18 protein-coding genes and 1 pseudogene are annotated in these 20,361 nt (G+C 27.2%); all 19 read left to right on the plus strand.

The features are described 5' to 3' along the window. Positions 1-52: 52 nt before the first annotated feature. The 19 genes and pseudogenes from PG913_RS08585 (at position 53) to PG913_RS08675 (ending at position 20,319) form a co-directional block, all read left to right on the plus strand. Positions 53-907, plus strand: coding sequence for a hypothetical protein (locus PG913_RS08585; protein ID WP_271230378.1), 855 nt, complete (start codon positions 53-55; stop codon positions 905-907). 184 nt (positions 908-1,091) lie between these two features. Further along, a complete protein-coding gene (locus tag PG913_RS08590) occupies positions 1,092-1,583 on the plus strand; it encodes a hypothetical protein (RefSeq protein ID WP_232121157.1) in 492 nt (163 codons plus the stop codon). An 827-nt stretch (positions 1,584-2,410) separates the two neighbouring features. Next, positions 2,411-2,956: a hypothetical protein gene (locus PG913_RS08595; protein ID WP_271230295.1), complete on the plus strand. Its 546-nt coding sequence runs from the start codon at positions 2,411-2,413 to the stop codon at positions 2,954-2,956. A 309-nt stretch (positions 2,957-3,265) separates the two neighbouring features. After that, positions 3,266-3,658 carry a transposase gene (locus PG913_RS08600; protein WP_271230305.1) on the plus strand — a complete coding sequence of 131 codons (393 nt, stop codon included), beginning with the start codon at positions 3,266-3,268 and terminating at the stop codon, positions 3,656-3,658. A gap of 14 nt (positions 3,659-3,672) precedes the next feature. Next, complete coding sequence (locus tag PG913_RS08605) at positions 3,673-4,521, plus strand: IS3 family transposase (protein WP_233885030.1); 849 nt, start codon at positions 3,673-3,675, stop codon at positions 4,519-4,521. Positions 4,522-4,585: 64 nt separating this feature from the next. After that, positions 4,586-5,086, plus strand: coding sequence for a hypothetical protein (locus tag PG913_RS08610; RefSeq protein ID WP_271230294.1), 501 nt, complete (start codon positions 4,586-4,588; stop codon positions 5,084-5,086). Positions 5,087-5,231: 145 nt separating this feature from the next. Then, positions 5,232-5,765 carry a hypothetical protein gene (locus tag PG913_RS08615; protein WP_271230379.1) on the plus strand — a complete coding sequence of 178 codons (534 nt, stop codon included), beginning with the start codon at positions 5,232-5,234 and terminating at the stop codon, positions 5,763-5,765. A gap of 83 nt (positions 5,766-5,848) precedes the next feature. Next, complete coding sequence (locus PG913_RS08620) at positions 5,849-6,073, plus strand: hypothetical protein (RefSeq protein WP_271230380.1); 225 nt, start codon at positions 5,849-5,851, stop codon at positions 6,071-6,073. Between the two features lie 903 nt (positions 6,074-6,976). Next, positions 6,977-7,300: pseudogene (locus tag PG913_RS08625) on the plus strand (transposase); the annotation flags it as partial. A gap of 14 nt (positions 7,301-7,314) precedes the next feature. Then, a complete protein-coding gene (locus tag PG913_RS08630; RefSeq protein ID WP_233885030.1) occupies positions 7,315-8,163 on the plus strand; it encodes an IS3 family transposase in 849 nt (282 codons plus the stop codon). Positions 8,164-8,433: 270 nt separating this feature from the next. Then, on the plus strand, positions 8,434-9,168 hold the full coding sequence (locus PG913_RS08635) for a hypothetical protein (RefSeq protein ID WP_271230381.1): 735 nt from the start codon (positions 8,434-8,436) through the stop codon (positions 9,166-9,168). A gap of 1,064 nt (positions 9,169-10,232) precedes the next feature. Then, positions 10,233-10,661 carry a hypothetical protein gene (locus tag PG913_RS08640; protein WP_271230382.1) on the plus strand — a complete coding sequence of 143 codons (429 nt, stop codon included), beginning with the start codon at positions 10,233-10,235 and terminating at the stop codon, positions 10,659-10,661. Positions 10,662-12,019: 1,358 nt separating this feature from the next. Beyond that, the gene (locus PG913_RS08645; RefSeq protein ID WP_271230383.1) at positions 12,020-14,506 is read left to right on the plus strand and encodes a TonB-dependent receptor; all 2,487 of its coding nucleotides are present in this window, start codon (positions 12,020-12,022) and stop codon (positions 14,504-14,506) included. 76 nt (positions 14,507-14,582) lie between these two features. Beyond that, on the plus strand, positions 14,583-14,912 hold the full coding sequence (locus PG913_RS08650; protein ID WP_271230384.1) for a hypothetical protein: 330 nt from the start codon (positions 14,583-14,585) through the stop codon (positions 14,910-14,912). Between the two features lie 2 nt (positions 14,913-14,914). Continuing rightward, a complete protein-coding gene (locus tag PG913_RS08655) occupies positions 14,915-15,217 on the plus strand; it encodes a hypothetical protein (protein WP_271230385.1) in 303 nt (100 codons plus the stop codon). Continuing rightward, the gene (locus tag PG913_RS08660) at positions 15,217-17,283 is read left to right on the plus strand and encodes a PepSY-associated TM helix domain-containing protein (protein ID WP_271230386.1); all 2,067 of its coding nucleotides are present in this window, start codon (positions 15,217-15,219) and stop codon (positions 17,281-17,283) included. The genes PG913_RS08655 and PG913_RS08660 overlap by 1 nt, the downstream gene beginning before the upstream one ends. Positions 17,284-17,722: 439 nt before the next feature. Beyond that, a complete protein-coding gene (locus tag PG913_RS08665; RefSeq protein WP_271230387.1) occupies positions 17,723-18,271 on the plus strand; it encodes a hypothetical protein in 549 nt (182 codons plus the stop codon). Positions 18,272-19,063: 792 nt separating this feature from the next. Beyond that, positions 19,064-19,456 (plus strand): transposase, encoded by a 393-nt coding sequence (locus PG913_RS08670; protein WP_271230362.1) that lies wholly within the window; start codon positions 19,064-19,066, stop codon positions 19,454-19,456. Positions 19,457-19,470: 14 nt separating this feature from the next. Then, positions 19,471-20,319 carry an IS3 family transposase gene (locus tag PG913_RS08675; RefSeq protein ID WP_233885030.1) on the plus strand — a complete coding sequence of 283 codons (849 nt, stop codon included), beginning with the start codon at positions 19,471-19,473 and terminating at the stop codon, positions 20,317-20,319. The last annotated feature ends 42 nt before the right edge of the window (positions 20,320-20,361 follow it).

Genomic DNA, 20,361 nt, shown 5'->3' on the forward strand with positions numbered 1-20,361 from the left:
TTTTTAATCACTTACTATTCTTATACTAACCGTTGGCATTCATTAACAAGAAATGAGAATATTATTTAGAATTTTATTAATATCACTAATATTTGGTTGTAAAAACCGAACTTATATTTCTGACTCAAATGAAACAATTGACACGTTAAAATACTCTTATAAAGGTTTCAATAATGGTGGAAGTCTTTATTTGATGAATAACGGAAATTTTATTCACACAAAATTTATTTATGGTTGTACAGGAGGAGGAGAAATCAAACAAATTTTTGGAGAATATAAGAGAGAAAAATCAGACTTAATCCTTAATGAAAAGAGAATTGAACTTGAAAAACTTTCAATAGGTTTTAACGAAAAGAGCGAAATTTTAAAACTTAATTTTGTGCCAGATTCATTAAAACTAAATAATAAATTTAAAATCATTAATTGGAATAATTTTGAATATCTATTATCTGAAAATATTACTGAAGGTTGGAGTTTAAGAGAATTAAATGATTTTAATAGATTTTCCGATAATTATAATTCAGGCTATGAACCAGAGAATAGTGGAATGTATTTGAGAATGAAAGTTGATAGTATAAATACTAACAAAAAACTGAATTTAAATCAGATTCCCATAAAATGGAGAAATTTATTTCTACAAGAACCAATAAAAACTAAAATAGTTGGATTTAGAAAAAAAACAGAAATTATTGACAACGAAGATTACATATATTGGTTAGTTAAAATTGATAAGGGAGAAAATCAAAATATCCGAAAATTTTTAGATTTTAAAAGAAAAAATGAATATAATATTTTTACAATTGATTCAGTTTTAAGTAATAAAAGTTATATAAAAATATACGACCACACTTTTCAAGATAAAATGGATTTAAAAGTTGGAGAAGAATTAAGAACAAAATGGAATTAAACGAAATGCCAACACCGTGTATAATTAATTGCTAGTACTCGCCTACTTACGAAAATCCTTGCGGATTTTCTATTCGGTAAATATTTGCTACTTTAGTGCAGAATCTACGCAACTAATCATAACACAAACACGTTACAACCAATTTATCACAAAAACGGGGAGAAATAAGAAAAGAATATAATTAATGAATAATTCTACTTTATTAAAAAAATTAGACTCAGAATTACAATCAAATAATCAAAACCTAGAAAACTTAGTCGAGTTGATTTTTAAACTTCAAGAACAAGGAGAAAATAAATTTGAATATCAAAGATTATATATTTTAATGATTGATTTTATTAATAATAATATTGAATGTAAATCCAAAATTGAAATAAAAAACGACATTCTTGACTTAATACTTGATATTTTTTGGCATCAAGAAAATGGATTAAAAAAACTGAATAAAAAAGAGCAAATAGAATTTAATAAAGCCTTAATAAAAGTATCTAAGTATGATTACCGGGAAAGTGAATACTCAGAAAGACTATTTTATTCAATTTCAAAATCAATGGACTTAATAAAATATCAGAAAGAATATGGAGATTCAGAGAAATTGATTAACTTATATTTAAACCATTTTAATCTTGTAATTAAAGAAAGAGCAAAAGAATATTCAGAAAAAAACTGGTTGTAACACCATATATAATTTATTGCTAGTGCTTAACTACTTACGAAAATCCTTAGGGGATTTTCTATTCCGTTTTTATTTACTAAATTAGTTGCGCGAAATACACAACAAACCATATATAAAAACGTTGTAAAAAACTCAAAAATTTCGGTAGAATTTAAAATTTAAGAAAATATTTGAAATTTCCTTAAATATGAAAAACAATCTGGCGGATTTTTTAAAATATGAATTAAAGTTTTTAGAAAAATTGAATAATCTCATTTCTAATCAAAATTCAGAATTGCCCAAAATATAGATAAATAAATATGGCAGAATTGAAAACGTGGAATTGAAGTTTTCTTCAAATTGAATAATTTAGAGAACATTGAAAATTTAGAATTCCCTAAAATATGGAGAAATAAATATAGCGGAATTAAAAACGTGGAATTGAAGTTTTCTTCAAATTTAATAATTTAGAAAATATTGAAAATTTAGAATTTCCTGAAATATGGAGAAATAAATATGGCGGAATTAAAAACGTGGAATTGAAGTTTTCTTCAAATTTAATAATTTAGAAAATATTGAAAATTTAGAGTTTTATAAAAACTGAAAATAAATATGGCGGAATTTAAAATGCAGAATTAAAGTTTTACTCAAAAAAAGTAATTTAGAAAAAAAAAAGAATATTTAAACAAAAAATCGCATTTTACAACAACGTGCATAGTTCATTGCTTGTTGATTTTCTTGCAGAAAATCCTCGCGCACGTTGAAGTTTGAGGTTTTTAAACTATATTAGTGCTATAATTCCGCAACGAAACCATGCACAAAAACGTTAGCAATAATTAAACCCAAAAATGAGAAAAAATATGTTTGAAAAATTTGAAAATATAAAATCTGTACTTTATAAAATTGTATTTATGATTTTATTTTTTGTTCTTGCAAAATCTTGCGTTTCAGATTATGTTAGTGGAGGCGATAAAAATCATATAGCTGAATTACAACAAATGATTGATGAAAATACTAATATCGTTGCTAATTTATCGAATGAATATACTGAAACCAGAATAGCTAAAGTTGTTAAATTATATAAATTTGATTACTCATTTGACTTAAATGGAGAATCTTATAATGGGAAAATCACATTAAATGAAATTCCAAACGCCAATAAACTTAAAATATATTATTTAAAAGAAAATCCAAATACCATTTCTGCTGACCCTTTCGATGATTTAAAAAGTGAAAATGAAAAAGGAAAATCAATTTCAGATTTATTAGTTGGAATTTTGTGGGGTATTTTATCTATTATAACATTAATCTCTTTAATTACTAGCTTTAGTAAGAAAAAAACACCTGAAACACATAAAGAAAAAAAGAAAATAGTAAGAAAAAAAATAAAATAATTGAATCTCAAAAAGAAGTTACTGAAGAGGAAAAGAAAAAAATAGAACTTGAAAAAGAAAGAATACGAAAAGAAAAAGAAGACCCTAGTAGGTTTATGCCTAAATAACTATTGCTAACAACGTATATAATTTATTGCTAAGACTCCCCTATTTACGAAAATCCTTAGGGGATTTTCTATTCCGCTTTTATTTACTAAATTAGTTGCTCGAAATACGCAACAAATAATATACAAAAACGTTAGCACCAATTTGAAAATGTGTAAAATCCTGAAATAGGTTGACTAAAATTTAAACACTTTTAGTTAAACTATGGACACAAAGACAAAACTACCCTGCCGAAAAAAGAACTACAATAAAGTAGGTTTTGAACTCAAATTATTCATCATTGACCAAATTCATAATGGACGTATTTCTGTTAATTACGCCGCTAAAAAATACGATATTTCTAGAGCTACAATTCAGTACTGGATCAAAAAATATAGTACTTTTGAACAAAAAAAATTAGGCGTGAGTAAACAAGATGAAATCAAAAAACTCAAAGAGAAAATTGAAGAACTAGAATTTGTAAAAGATTTTCAACAAGATATTATCGCTGATATGGAAATCATTACTGGTGTCGATATGTCAAAAAAGTCATTGCCCAAAACATTAGCAGAAGAGATTCAAAAAAAGAAGCAAAACCGTTTAAAAGAAAATGGTTAATTCAATGTTTTGGGATTAGTAAACAGGCCTTTTACAAACGATTAAAATCTTATCAAATAAAGCAAAATAACGAACTTATATTAACACAATTAGTCAAACAATGTCGTGATAGAATTGGTCAGAAATTAGGGGCTAAAAAACTATATCATCAATTAAAAATTGATATCGATAAAAAAGGAATAAAAATAGGGCGAGACAAGTTCTATAATTTCTTAAGAAGCCATAGATTACTAGTACCTAGAACAAAAAACTATCATATTACAACGAATTCTAAACATCATTTTTATAAGTATAAAAACCTTGTATCAAACAAAATCCCGACAAGAGCGGAACAACTTTGGGTAACAGATATTACCTATATAAAAACAGAAAAAGGTCATAATTATTTAGCTTTAGTAACAGATGCATATTCTAAGAAAATAATGGGGTATAAATTAGACACACATATGAGAACATCGCTTTGTATAGATGCACTCAAAATGGCTATCAAAAATCGAAAATATCCGAATGAAAAACTAATTCATCATTCAGATAGAGGACTACAATATTGCAATCCGACTTATACCCTATTTGCTGAAAAAAATGGTTTAATTATGAGTATGACTGAAAAATATGATCCATATGAAAATGCTATCGCTGAAAGAATTAATAGAACTTTAAAATATGAATATGGTTTGAAACTAACAATTAAAAACACTATTTTAGCAAAGAAAATTACAAAAAGTGCTATTAATATTTATAACAACCTTCGTCCACATTTAAGTCTCGATTTAAATACTCCTAAGAAGGTTCATATAAATCAAAATATCGAATATAAATCATATCGAAGAAATAAAAAAAATCTGGAATTATTAACCTTATAAATTCAAAAAAAAGGTCAACCTATTTCAGGACAATACAATGAAACTAAATCTGACAATAATATTTATGATTTTTTGTCTGTCAACAATAAGCGGACAGAACCAAAAATTCAGAATTACAAATAGCTGTGATGATTTTTCTTATAATTTTGACAAACCAAATAACTGGGTTATTGATTCTATCAATGTAACTCAATATTTAGCACATTCAGCAATCTATAAAAGCAAAAAAGATTATGATAATGGAGGAGCTTTGATTCAAATCTTTGCTTTTAAAAAACAAGATGAAAATACTATTGAAGACCTTAACTTTGATATTAATAACTATATTGAAAAATATGAAAATCTTAAGCAAAAAGAGCTGAATATTAATCACTCTTCGTATAAAACATTTTGTAAAGAAGTATATGTTGAAGGAAGTTTTTATCAATACATTGTTTATCTTAATCCTGGAAAAGAATTTGAATTTGGAATATCAGTTGCACTTAATATAAATAAAATGGAACTTGAAAATGAGGATTTGGAAATATTTAAGAATATAGTTAAATCTGTAAAAGCATTGGAATAAAAAACTGGTGCTAACATTGTATAAAAATAATGCGTAGTTTAGTGCTTAATCAAGAGTTCGTGCGCTTTTGTTACATCTGATTTTCCTGAGGAAAATCCTCGCATACAAAACCGCACTATTCTTATACGTAACCGTTACCACACATTTGAAAAAACCAATTGAAATAGAATTAACATTTGTAAGAAAAGATTTTGAAGAGGTCTATTTCAATGGAAATCAAGCGAACTATTTCAAAAGTCAGACCGTGAAAAAACCATTTCAAAATATTTTGATTTCTGGACTTATATTTTCTCTCTTATTATATAATACTATAACAGAAAATTCTGGACATATTTTAACTATTGTTCTTGGAATCTTTTTTGTTTATAATACAACTCTGTTTTTGATTAAAGCTTATGAAATATTTAAAAGAAGAAGTAAAGTAAAAAAATATTTAGATGATGTAGAAAAAATTAAGAGTCATAAATTAATATTAACTGATACTTCGTTCGAAATAATACAAGAACACGAAAAGACAATTGAAAAGTGGACTGACTTTAAATCTAGCGAAAGTAATGACTTGTTTATCTATCTATTATCTGAAAAAGAAAATTATCTAATTCCGAGTAAGTCAATGACTGAACAGGAATATATTGAGCTGACTAATATTGTGACTGAAAAGATAAAAGCAGAAATATGACAAAGAATATAATACTGAACATATTGTTATTTTCTGCCCTAGCCATTCTACTTGTTATATTACAAGTCTTTATTTTTTGGTTTATGTATGGCGAAGGAGCTGAATCTGGGAGAATAGCGGATTTATGGTATGTTAGCTTAATTTTAGAATATTTACCTTTATTTATCATTTTAAGTATTATATCGTTTAAGACATTCAAACATTATAAAGACAAAGAATTTGATAAAGTAAAAGCGAACTTAATTTCAGTTTTGATATTAACAGTTTTATATTTATTTAGGTATGAAATTATCAACTTAATTGGATAAAAAACGTGTGGTAACACCGTATATAATTTATTGCTAGTTCTAGCCTACTTACGAAAATCCTTAGGGGATTTTCTATTCCGCTTTTATTTACTAAATTAGTTGCTCGAAAAACGCAACAAATAATATACAAAAACGTTGCTAAAAACTCGGAAAAATAAAATGCTGAAAACCAATATTGCGGAATTGAAAACGTAGAATTATAATTTTACTCAAATTGAATAATTTAGAAAATATTGAAAATTTAGAGTTTTTTAAAAGCTGAAAATAAATATCGCGGAATTTAAAACGTGAAATAAAGTTTTACTCAAATTCAATAATTTAGAAAATATTGAAAAATTAGAGTTTTTTAAAAAACTGAAAATAAATATCGCGGAATTTAAAACGTGAAGTAAAGTTTTACTCAAATTGAATAGTTTAGAAAATATTGAAAATTTTGAGTCTTATAAAACTGAAAATAAATATCGCGGAATTTAAAACATTGAAATAAAGTTTTACTCAAATTCAATAATTTAGAAAATATTGAAAATTTTGAGTCTTATAAAAAATGAAAACAAATATGGTGGAGTTTAAAAAAATTGAATTAAAGTTTTCGTAAAATTGAATATTATAGTAAAAAATTAAACGAAAAATCGCATTTAGCAACAACATATATAATTCATTGCTCATTTATTTTCCTGCGGAAAATACTCGCAAATGTAGATGTTTGAGTTTTTTAAACTATATTAGTTGCTCAAAACACGCAACAAACCATATATAAAACCGTTAGCCACTATTAGAAAAAATGTAAAATCCTGAAATAGGTTGACTAAAATTTAAACACTTTTAGTTAAACTATGGACACAAAGACAAAACTACCCTGCCGAAAAAAAGAACTACAATAAAGTAGGTTTTGAACTCAGATTATTCATCATTGACCAAATTCATAATGGACGTATTTCTGTTAATTACGCCGCTAAAAAATACGATATTTCTAGAGCTACAATTCAGTACTGGATCAAAAAATATAGTACTTTTGAACAAAAAAAATTAAGCGTGAGTAAACAAGATGAAATCAAAAAACTCAAAGAGAAAATTGAAGAACTAGAATTTGTAAAAGATTTTCAACAAGATATTATCGCTGATATGGAAATCATTACTGGTGTCGATATGTCAAAAAAGTCATTGCCCAAAACATTAGCAGAAGAGATTCAAAAAAAGAAGCAAAACCGTTTAAAAGAAAATGGTTAATTCAATGTTTTGGGATTAGTAAACAGGCCTTTTACAAACGATTAAAATCTTATCAAATAAAGCAAAATAACGAACTTATATTAACACAATTAGTCAAACAATGTCGTGATAGAATTGGTCAGAAATTAGGGGCTAAAAAACTATATCATCAATTAAAAATTGATATCGATAAAAAAGGAATAAAAATAGGGCGAGACAAGTTCTATAATTTCTTAAGAAGCCATAGATTACTAGTACCTAGAACAAAAAACTATCATATTACAACGAATTCTAAACATCATTTTTATAAGTATAAAAACCTTGTATCAAACAAAATCCCGACAAGAGCGGAACAACTTTGGGTAACAGATATTACCTATATAAAAACAGAAAAAGGTCATAATTATTTAGCTTTAGTAACAGATGCATATTCTAAGAAAATAATGGGGTATAAATTAGACACACATATGAGAACATCGCTTTGTATAGATGCACTCAAAATGGCTATCAAAAATCGAAAATATCCGAATGAAAAACTAATTCATCATTCAGATAGAGGACTACAATATTGCAATCCGACTTATACCCTATTTGCTGAAAAAAATGGTTTAATTATGAGTATGACTGAAAAATATGATCCATATGAAAATGCTATCGCTGAAAGAATTAATAGAACTTTAAAATATGAATATGGTTTGAAACTAACAATTAAAAACACTATTTTAGCAAAGAAAATTACAAAAAGTGCTATTAATATTTATAACAACCTTCGTCCACATTTAAGTCTCGATTTAAATACTCCTAAGAAGGTTCATATAAATCAAAATATCGAATATAAATCATATCGAAGAAATAAAAAAAATCTGGAATTATTAACCTTATAAATTCAAAAAAAAGGTCAACCTATTTCAGGACAATACAAAAACAATGGAGACATACATACAAACAGGATTAGGAATTATAGTTTACTTTTTTTAATTGGTTACAGACAGACAATTGGAGCTAGAAAAGAAAGAATTAAAAGCGCAAACGAAAAAATTTTAGAAACAATTCTACGCAGGCTAATTTTAGAGAATTATGAGCCGAAAAAGGATGATATCAAAAGATTGATTGAAGGTAAAGCGAGAGACTATAAAGTTAAACAAAGAGACTTATTGAGCGTTGACCAAATCATAAATACAATTTATACAAGAATTTTTGAAAACGATTTAATTAGTCAACAACAAAGAGAAGAAAACGTTGAGCGACTTTCAAATCTATTTGTAACTGACAAAAAAGAAATTAAAAGAGAAGTTGAACAAGTACTATCAAGAGGAAAAGACAGTAATAGAAAAGTATTTAATTATTTAGTAATCCTTCTTGGACTTTTATCTGCTGTAATAGGTGTATCTATCGTTTCATTTGACAAATTAGTGAATTTCAATTCTGAATTAAATTCTAACATTCTATTAACAATGCTTGCAAGTGTATTAGCAATATTCACTTCATACATCTTCTTAAGATTTAAAGACAATCAAGAAAGTTCTGATGAAAAAGACTCGCCAAGAAATTTACACAAAGTTGCATTTCGATTCGAAAGAGACATTATGAGGAGTCTCAAAAAGCAGAACTTTGACATAACCATTCCTAATGAAAAAGATTCTGGTTTTGACTTATATTTAAATAACGGACAAAAAAGCGTTGGTGTAAAAATTAAATATTGGCGAAATAGACCACCATTTTCTTATATAAAACATTTGATTTCTAGAATTGATAACGCAATGGAAAAAGAAAAGATTTCAGAGAGTTACATTATCACGAATGACACATACGATTTAGGACAAAAAATTAAATTTGATAAGAATATTTCAATAGTTACTATTAATGAACTTAAGAATAAGCTTCGATAAAATAACAGTGGCTAACACCGTGTATAATTAATGGCTAGTTCTCGCTTACTTACGAAAACCCTTGCGGATTTTCTATTCGGTTTTTATTTACTAAATTAAGTGTTTTAACACGCCACAAATCATACACAAAAACGTTGGGTTTCATTAGCGGAAATCGTTAAAATTTGAAAATTTAGTTTTTAAATAAAATTTAAAAATAGCAGAGAAAATATTTAGAAAAAGCTCCTGTAATTACCTCAGGAAATCACACAAAAAATCATTTTGAAAATTATAGTTTTTTAAGAATGTTTTTTACATTTTGAAAAATTCTAATTGAAAATTGTTGTGTGAAAATAGAAATATAAAATGAGAGAATTTTAAAATCAAATTTTACATTTTCTATATTTTGAAAAATTATAGTTCAAAACTGTTGTGTGAAAATAGAAACGTGAAATGAAAGAGTTTTAAAATCAAATTTTACATTTTCTACATTTTGAAAAATTTTAGAAAATATGAAAAATAGAAATTGAAGCTCAAAGCGTGAAAATTAAAACCGTAGAATTAAAAACTTTGAGAAAAATAATTACTGTAAAATATGAGAATTTAAAAAATAGGTAGAAAAAAAATACAAAAAATATAAAACGAAAACCCAACAGCGTGCATAGTTCATTGCTTGTTGATTTTCTTGCAGAAAATCCTCGCGCACGTTGAAGTTTTAGTTTTTTAAACTATATTAGTGCTGTAATTCCGCAACGAAACCATGCACAAATACGTTGCAAGTAATGGCCGAATTTCCTCAGAAATTCCTAATTAGTGATTTATCTTTTCTAGAAATTAATATTGAAAAATATTGCGCTGGAAAAATTGAAAATGACTGCTACTCTATTTTTAGAAAATGAATCCTAAAAAAGAGAAAAGAGATAGTTTTACTTGTAAAAATGAATCCTAAATAAAATAGACAAAGTAGATATTGGAGAAGCAACCTTTGCTACTAAAAGAGAATTCTGGAAAAAGACAAGGGATTCTTCGTAACAATAGATTAAATAACATAAACATTTAAAGCATGAAAATATATAGTTTTCTTTTTGTCTTTTTTTTTATTTTCAAAATGTGAATATCCTGATACTTTTTATGGATTGAGTATTCGAAATAATTCAGATATACCAATATCTTTTTATTTAAATACAATTTATAAAACTAAAAACTTTCAATATCCCGACACTTTAATAAATAATTCAGATATTACAAGAAATATTGGTTTATCAACAGCTACAGTTAATAGTTCAAAGAGTTGGAGAGAGATAGTGTCTGATTTACCAAAAGATACTTTGTCAATATTTATTTTTGATAAGGATATAATAAAAAAAGAAGACTGGGAAAAAGTTAGAAAAGACTATTTAATATTAAAACGATATGATTTAAGTATTGAAGATTTAGAGCTATTAAATTACAAAATACCTTATCCACCAACAGCAGAAATGTTTAAAATGAAGCAATATCCATCTTTTGATTAAAAGGTATTACTAAAAAGATAAGCGGAAATAAAATAATGCGGAGTTTTAAGCTGAAACGTCAAAAAAATGAAAAATTAAATCTTAAAAAATAATTCAAATAGAAAATTAAGAAATGAAAAATATAGTTAGAAAATCACTACTTGCAACACCGTATATAATTTATTGCTAGTTCTAGCCTACTTACGAAAATCCTTAGGGATTTTCTATTCCGTTTTTATTTACTAAATTTAGTGCTTCAAAAACGCAACAAACCATATACAAACACGTTGCAAAACATTGTCGAGCAAGTTTGCGGAAATTACTCAAATTTGAAAAATATAATGAAGTAAATTGAAATGACAGAAGAAAACAAACCATCTGAAAAACATATATTATTTATATATTTTTGCTATATATCTGTTTTTTCATTAATTATTACAAGTATTTTAAATTTGTGGACAGCTTTAGCTTCTTTAGGAGCGTTTTTTCTATTTTTAATTTGTCCTTTTATAACGGGAATAATAGCTTATAAAAATTATAGGAAAATTAACATATCTAAAACTCATAAAAAATTATTCTACTTTTCTTCTTTCTATTCGATAGGAGTTATAATTACAATAATATTTGCTCGAATATTTTAATAAAACTGGAACACTTTCTCGCTCGTGAAATTTTGTGAAAATTGAGTAAAATTTAGAATTTAGAATTTAGAATTTACAAATATTTGAATTTACTCAAACGCTGAAAATTAGTTTGGCGGAATTCTTACTCAAACTCTGAATTTAGAAAGTTTGCGGAATTGAGCAAAATGCTAAAAATCTGAATGGCGGAATTCACTCAAACTCTGAATTAAAAAATTGAGAGAAAAATCACTCAAAAGTTGAATTTCGAAAATTAAGAAAATGTGATTATAGAAATAAAAAAACAACGATTTTGCAACACCGTGTATAAAAAATTGCTAATTTAGTTCTTAACCAAAGGCAGTTGCATTTTTATGCACTTTGATTTTCCGTTGGAAAATCCTCGCGCACAAAACCGCAACTTTCCATAACACAAACACGTTGTACACAATATACCAATCGCATTCTGAACATCAAAAAAACATTGAAGAAAGGGCTTATTTGGAAAGTTTTCGCCAAAAAAGTTTTCACAACATTCTGAACTGATTTCTCACAAGAGCAAAAAATTACTCTGCGAGATAATTTCTTTGCACTTGCTACTTTTCGTCTTCGAAACAAACAAAATAAAGATGTAATTAAAAACACAAAATCAACAACTTAAAAATTATTATTTAGATTTATTGTAAATAACTTGGTCAATCCAAAACACATAGTTATTTTTGTCGGAAATTTAACTATTCATATTCAGTCTAAATAAAAATGATGAAAAATATTTTATCAACACTAACTTTATTTCTGCTAACTAATTTAGCATTTTCTCAAAACGCGACTATAACAGGAACTGTAACTGACAACAATCAAACAGCACTTTTAAGTGTAAACGTTTACTTAAAAAACACAACAAAAGGTACTCAAACTAACGAAAATGGAGACTTCGAAATCACTAATTTAGAAAACGGAGACTACATCCTTTCAATTTCGTATTTAGGATTCAAAACGAAAGAAATTTCAATTTCAATTTCAAATAATCAAAATACAACATTAGAAAATGTAATACTTTACGAAGGAAATGAAATCCTGAGTGAGGTTGTTATTGAAGGAGAACGTCGTAATAAATTTTCAAGAAAAAAGACAGCTTATGTTTCTAAACTTCCATTAAAAGACATTGATAATCCAACAGTATATAGCACAGTTACTACTGAACTATTAGAATCTCAACTAGCAACAAGTTTAGATGACGCAATGAAAAACGCAACAGGAGTAACAAAATTATGGGAATCAACAGGTCGTTCAGCGAGTGAAGGTACAAGTTATTACAGCATTAGAGGATTTAATGCTCAATCACAATTAATTAATGGAGTTCCTGGTTATTCTAATAGTTCCTTGGATCCATCATATATTGAACGCATTGAAGTTTTAAAAGGACCTACAGCAACTTTATTTGGCAGTACGACACCATCATTGGGTGGTTTAATAAACATTGTCACTAAAAAACCATATAAAGGTTTTGGAGGAAGCGTATCATATACAGGAGGATCATTTAATACACATAGAGTTTCTGCCGATATCAATACAGCTTTAGGAAAAAGTAAAGCACCATACTTTAGATTAACAAGTTCTTATTTAACAAAAGACAGCTGGCAAGATGCTGGTTTTAGAAAAACATTTTTTGTTGCGCCTTCAATTTCTTATGAAGTAAACTCACGTTTAAGTATATCTGCTGGTATTGAATACTCACAAACAGAACAAACAAATCCAGTAATGATGTTCTTGCGCTCTGGATATCCTATGGTATCTAATACTATAGATGAGTTGAATTTGGATAATAATTTATCGTTTACTAATAATGATTTATCGTTAAAATCTTCCACTCTTACCACAAGATTGGTTGGAGATTATAAAATTTCAAATACATGGAATTCTCAAACAATATTTGCTTCGAGTGCTTCTGAAAGCAAAGGATATTATCAATATGTGATAGAAGGTGCTGGATTTGCATTTTTAGCGCATCCAGACCCAAATGTTCAAGCATTTGCAACACAATTATTGCAACAAGATGTATTAACTAGATTAATAGATAAAAGAGACGACAATCTTAATACCGTAAATTTGCAACAAAATTTTATTGGCAATTTTAATTTAGGTGCCATAAAAAACAAAATGGTTATTGGTTTAGATTATTTATCAAAATCACGTACGACTAATAATCAAGCAACAGTACCATCTACTGGCTTACCATTTTTTGATGCATTCTTTACACCTCAAGGCATTATAATTCCTACTCCATTTACACCAAATGCTAACTATATTATTACAAGTGAAAATTTAGATCCTATTTTCGAACAAATACCCGTTAATAATATAGAAACAAAAAATCAAATATTTGCAACGTATGTTTCAAATGTGATGAAATTTAGTCCAAAACTTTCAGTAATGTTAGGGATGCGATTAAATTACTTTGATCAAGAAGGTGTAGCTAGTACAGATTTAGATGATTATACAAAAACAACATTGTCTCCTAATGCTGGAATTGTGTATCAACCAATTTTAAATAAACTATCCATCTTCGGGAATTACCAAACAGGATACTTAAATGTTAATTCACAAGTTGCTATTGATGGATCTGTAAAAACTTTCGATCCGGTAAAAACTAAACAATTCGAATTTGGAATAAAATCGAACTTTTTTAAAGGAAGATTAAATGCAGGTATTAGTTATTATGATATTACTGTAAATGACAAACCGGATAGAAATCCATACAATGGACTTGGTGCTGGAATTGTTTTAGAAGAATCAAAAAGTAAAGGGGTAGAGTTAGAAATTAATGCACAACCTGTAAATGGATTAAACATACGTGCTTCATATTCTTACAATCACGCTGAAATTACTAAGACTACTTTTGTAGATGAATTAAAAGGAAGAAGACCAGCTGAAGCAGGACCTGAAACTATTTATAATTTTTGGGCAGATTACAAATTTCAAGAAAATACAGCGTTAAAAAACTTTGGCCTTGGTTTTGGATTTGACGGAGTTTCTGAATACTCGCCTAGAAATAATGGTGTTACAGGAAAATTTACCATACCAAGCTATACCATTTTAAATGCCTCTGTTTATTACGATGCAAAACAATTTAGAATTGGAATAAAAGGAAACAATTTAACTGACGAGACCTATTATAAAGGTTGGGGAACAATAAATCCTCAAGAAACAATTAATTTCTTAGGAACTGTACAGTATAAATTTTAAATAAATTTGAGTTAGTTTTTTAAACAACTCTAGGTCATATATATGATTTAGAGTTGTTTTATTTAATATTACCTAAATGATAACGATTGGTGTTTTATTAATTTTATTAGGAAATATTGTTTTATACAATACTTCAAAAAAAGTTGAATTATATTCTAATACAACTGTAGAAAGATGGATTCAGCAACATACTAATTATTCACAAATTATAGGTTGCTTACTTTTAATTTCTGCTCTTCCATTTATATGTTATAGCATCGGAATCACATCAGGACTTATATTTTGGCTTGTTACTCTAATGTTATTTTTAAGTTTAGTTGTTGTCATTTCACCTTTAAAGATTGTAAACTACAAGCATCTCGCTATCGTTTTTTTAATACTAATAATTATTGAATATACTTTGTAAATATGCCCGCAAATAAGAAGTATTTAACAAAATCACCGTGGCAACAGTTTGCTAAAATATCTGCTGGTATTTTAGGAGGCTATTTGATTTCAGCTTTGATCCATATGTGTTTGCCTTTATGGTTGCCAAATCCAAAAGAAATTTTAATAACATCTATTTTTACATTATTTATAGTTTGGTGTGCTTTGCTGATAGTCCCTTTTTTATTTAAAAATGGCTGGAAAGCTTGGTTACTTTATCTTGTAATTATTGCTATACTCTATGGTATTTATATTATTGGTAATCAAAAAAATCCATTTATATAATGAGTAACAGAAATTACAACGTATTTTTTAACATACATACTGTTAGTGGTATTGTAATAAGTGCTGCTCTATATATTATATTTTTTGCAGGCGCTTTTTCATTGTTTAAAGAAGAAATTGGCATTTGGCAAGAAGGAAAAGCAATAAGTCATACAGAAAGAAAAAATATTGACTATGATCGTATTTTAAAAAATATAGATGAAAAACACGAACTAACAGGACGTGATTTACAAATTAATTTTGGTAAAAACAACGATAAAATTTATGTGCGTTTAGATGCGAGTAAAGATTCTTTAGCCTCAGAAAAAGCCAAATTGCGTGATTATTTTTCGGTTGATATAAACTCCGAAAAAACAAAAAGCTATGCCGAAAATTATAGCTTAGGAGAGTTTTTATATCGATTACATTTCTTTGCACAATTACCATATATAGGAATCTATTTGGCTGGTTTTGTATCATTATTTTTCTTATTCGCCATAGTAACTGGTGTAATTGTACATTGGAAAAAAATTATATCAAATTTCTATTCCTTTAATCCTAAAATTGCTTTAAAACGTGTTTGGACAGATGCACATACTGCACTTGGTATTATTGGTTTGCCTTTTCAATTTATGTTTGCAGTAACAGGAGCATATTTTTGTTTAAGTCTTTTGGTATTACTTCCTGCTAATTTTCTCTATAATGGCGACCAAAACAAATTGATGGAAGATTTACGACCAATCAGTATATCTTCCGATTGGATTGAAAAATCTAATGATGCTATGCCTAGTTTTAATCAATTTGCAAAACAGACTGCTAAACGATGGGATGATTTTCATTTGACGAGAGGGTTTATTAAAAATTATCGAGGAACCAATATGAAATTTGTTATTAATGGTGAACTAAAAGAAAGTAAACGTTTTATTGGTGTAGGGAGTATTTCATACGATCCTTATTCTGGAAACATTGAAACTAAAAAAGATCCTAATAAATTATCTTATCTAGAAGACTCTCAATTTGTTTTAGGACGTCTTCATTTTGGAGAATCTGGAGGTATTTCGATGAAAATCATCTATTTTATTTTAGCATTAATTACATGTTTTGTAATTATTACTGGTGTTTTAATTTATATAGAAGCACGAAATAAAAAAAGCGTGACTTTAAAGCAGCGTTTATATACTGCAAAAGTTGGTCATATTTATATGGCAATTTGCTTGTCTATGCTTCCAGTTACTGCTCTTTCTTTCTTATTTGTAAAACTCACAAACACTTATTTTAACGACAAACTAACAGCGATTTATAGTTTTTATTTTATCGTTTGGTTGCTTATTATATTATTTTTTAGATTTAAAAGATATAATTATTATATCAATAAAGTAAGTCTTCTATTTGGTGCAATATTTGGTTTTTTAATACCTATTATAAATGGAATTATCTCTGGTAATTGGATTTGGAAAACTTATACCCAAGGGCAGTTTGACATCTTATTAATTGATGTGCTTTGGATTGTAATTGCTACTTTTTCTTTACTATTCTACTTAAAAATAAAACCAAAAGTAAAAGAGAAAAGTGCTTTTACTAAAAACCCAATTGATTATAAAAATATTGAAGCTTTAAAGTTAGATGAAGCTAATAAATTACAAGCAACACCAAAAGAACCAAATTCTATAACTACAAAACAAACAGATAAAAACCATATTGAAATGAGAACAAAAATTATTATTCTTTGGCTATTTTTAGGGTTAGGATGGATTGTGCATCACATCTATGGATTATTCAATATCTATTATAACGAGACCCTAATTATGGATGGAGCAACAGGAGAAGCACCTTTAATACATCATATTTATAGAATACTTTTTGAAGGCTTATGTTTACTTTTCGCTTTACTAACAATAGAGGTTTCTAAACAATGGTTTAAATGGACAGCTTTTATTTGGGCAATAATTGCAGGTTTGTACAATGTATATCATTTTGTGGAAGCGCTACTTTTTGAAAGCTCTAATATTTCAGAAATATTTATGCTTTTATTAGTATCGCTAGCAAGTATTTTCTTAGTAAGGAATTTATTCTTGTGGAAAAAGTAATAATACTTTGGTATCAAATTACCATTCCATACACTTTTACACCAACGCTTCATCCAAGCAAAAAAGAGTATTCCATTACATCGCAGAAGAAACATTTGAGAAAAAAACTTTTGAATAAGGTTATTGCTTATTTATTAAGGCTATTGACAGTTGAATTTAGGAAAGATTCAAGCCGATAAGCATTTTAAAAATGAATTGGAAGTGCTGAAGACAAATGCTTGAGAAAGAAATTACTGTGTACAACAATGTATATAAAACATAGCTTTTATAAGCTTTTCGAGAGGTTTTTTCTTGTTTATTGAGTCCGCCAAATTTTTATTTTTGTATATTTAGAAATCAAAAGATAAATAGAAAAAATAAAAATTCGGCTACATGTATAATCCGAAAAATAGTGTGTTTTCACACGCTACGTTTCATATACGGAGACGTTGTAAGTAATATGAAGAAACACTTTTTACTCATATTTTTAATTCTAAATTCTATTGGAATTTTAGCTCAAAATGAAAAACTTATTTTGACTGAAAATGAAAACGAATTATGGTTTGAATCGCTGAACGAAACGGAAATACTTACCGAAAAAATTGAATTGATAAATAATCGGCTGATTCAAGACTTAAATGTTTATATTGAATGGGAATTCCCAGATGGAATGACTATGGAGAGAACACCAAAATTTGATAGTATTCGAAAAATTAGAACTAAAGGATTCTGTAAACCACTTTATGTTGTTAAATATAAAACTAAACAAATTGTCTTCCAAATTGAGAATCCATTAAATGTAGAATTGACAAGTTCGGTGACTGAACTTATTACTAAAGATAATATTTCGAATGTAGAAATCTGGTCTAACGACAAAAGGCAAGTTTTATATGGAACAAGTGCGGATTATGGTATTGTCTTTTTGGAAACTAAAAAACGAAGAGTATTTAAAGCATTTAAAAAAATGGAATTGACGAATTGGAAGTATGATGAAATTGCGAATTATTGACAAACAGCACGAAAAACACTACTTACAACAACATATATAATTTATTACTAGTGCTTAACTACTTACGAAAATCCTTAGGGGATTTTCTATTCCGTTTTTATTTAATATATTTAGAACTTGAAACACGCAACAAACCATATATAAAAACGTTAGTTTTCATTGCTCAGAAAAAATGAGAATATTAAAGAAAAAAGAGAATTATTGAGAATGTTTTTGAATAATTAAAAATCAATAAATCGTAAATTTTTAAACTCATAAAAAACGCTGTTTTGCATAAATCTAAAAAAAGAATATTTAGAGTTTTAAAGAAAAAGTTTAGAAAAAAACTAACAAATTGAAAATCTTTAAACTCGTGAAAAATTGCTAGTTTGAGTAAATCCAAAAAAGAATATTTAGAATTTTAAAGAAAAAGTTTTATGAAATATAACAAATTTTGAATTTTAAACTCGTGAAAAAAACCTGTTTTACGTGAATCTAAAAAAGAATGTTTAGAATTTTAAAGAAAAAATAAAACATAAAAAAATCTTGAATTTTAAATTCTTGAAAAACTTAGAAACGCAAAAAAACGTGCTTATAAAAATGTTTCGCAACGAAAAACTAACAACGTATATAATTAATTGCTGGTTTTCGCCTACATACGAAAATCCCTTGGGGATTTTCTATTCCGATTTTTTTTACTAAATTTAGTCCCGAATCACGCAACAAATCATATACAAATCCGTTGCCAAACATTTATTGAAATGTAAAATCCTGAAATAGGTTGACTAAAATTTAAACACTTTTAGTTAAACTATGGACACAAAGACAAAACTACCCTGCCGAAAAAAGAACTACAATAAAGTAGGTTTTGAACTCAAATTATTCATCATTGACCAAATTCATAATGGACGTATTTCTGTTAATTACGCCGCTAAAAAATACGATATTTCTAGAGCTACAATTCAGTACTGGATCAAAAAATATAGTACTTTTGAACAAAAAAAATTAAGCGTGAGTAAACAAGATGAAATCAAAAAACTCAAAGAGAAAATTGAAGAACTAGAATTTGTAAAAGATTTTCAACAAGATATTATCGCTGATATGGAAATCATTACTGGTGTCGATATGTCAAAAAAGTCATTGCCCAAAACATTAGCAGAAGAGATTCAAAAAAAGAAGCAAAACCGTTTAAAAGAAAATGGTTAATTCAATGTTTTGGGATTAGTAAACAGGCCTTTTACAAACGATTAAAATCTTATCAAATAAAGCAAAATAACGAACTTATATTAACACAATTAGTCAAACAATGTCGTGATAGAATTGGTCAGAAATTAGGGGCTAAAAAACTATATCATCAATTAAAAATTGATATCGATAAAAAAGGAATAAAAATAGGGCGAGACAAGTTCTATAATTTCTTAAGAAGCCATAGATTACTAGTACCTAGAACAAAAAACTATCATATTACAACGAATTCTAAACATCATTTTTATAAGTATAAAAACCTTGTATCAAACAAAATCCCGACAAGAGCGGAACAACTTTGGGTAACAGATATTACCTATATAAAAACAGAAAAAGGTCATAATTATTTAGCTTTAGTAACAGATGCATATTCTAAGAAAATAATGGGGTATAAATTAGACACACATATGAGAACATCGCTTTGTATAGATGCACTCAAAATGGCTATCAAAAATCGAAAATATCCGAATGAAAAACTAATTCATCATTCAGATAGAGGACTACAATATTGCAATCCGACTTATACCCTATTTGCTGAAAAAAATGGTTTAATTATGAGTATGACTGAAAAATATGATCCATATGAAAATGCTATCGCTGAAAGAATTAATAGAACTTTAAAATATGAATATGGTTTGAAACTAACAATTAAAAACACTATTTTAGCAAAGAAAATTACAAAAAGTGCTATTAATATTTATAACAACCTTCGTCCACATTTAAGTCTCGATTTAAATACTCCTAAGAAGGTTCATATAAATCAAAATATCGAATATAAATCATATCGAAGAAATAAAAAAAATCTGGAATTATTAACCTTATAAATTCAAAAAAAAGGTCAACCTATTTCAGGACAATACACCGAA

It is taken from the genome of Tenacibaculum pacificus, from assembly GCF_027941775.1.
Taxonomy (GTDB): Bacteria; Bacteroidota; Bacteroidia; order Flavobacteriales; family Flavobacteriaceae; genus Polaribacter; species Polaribacter pacificus_A.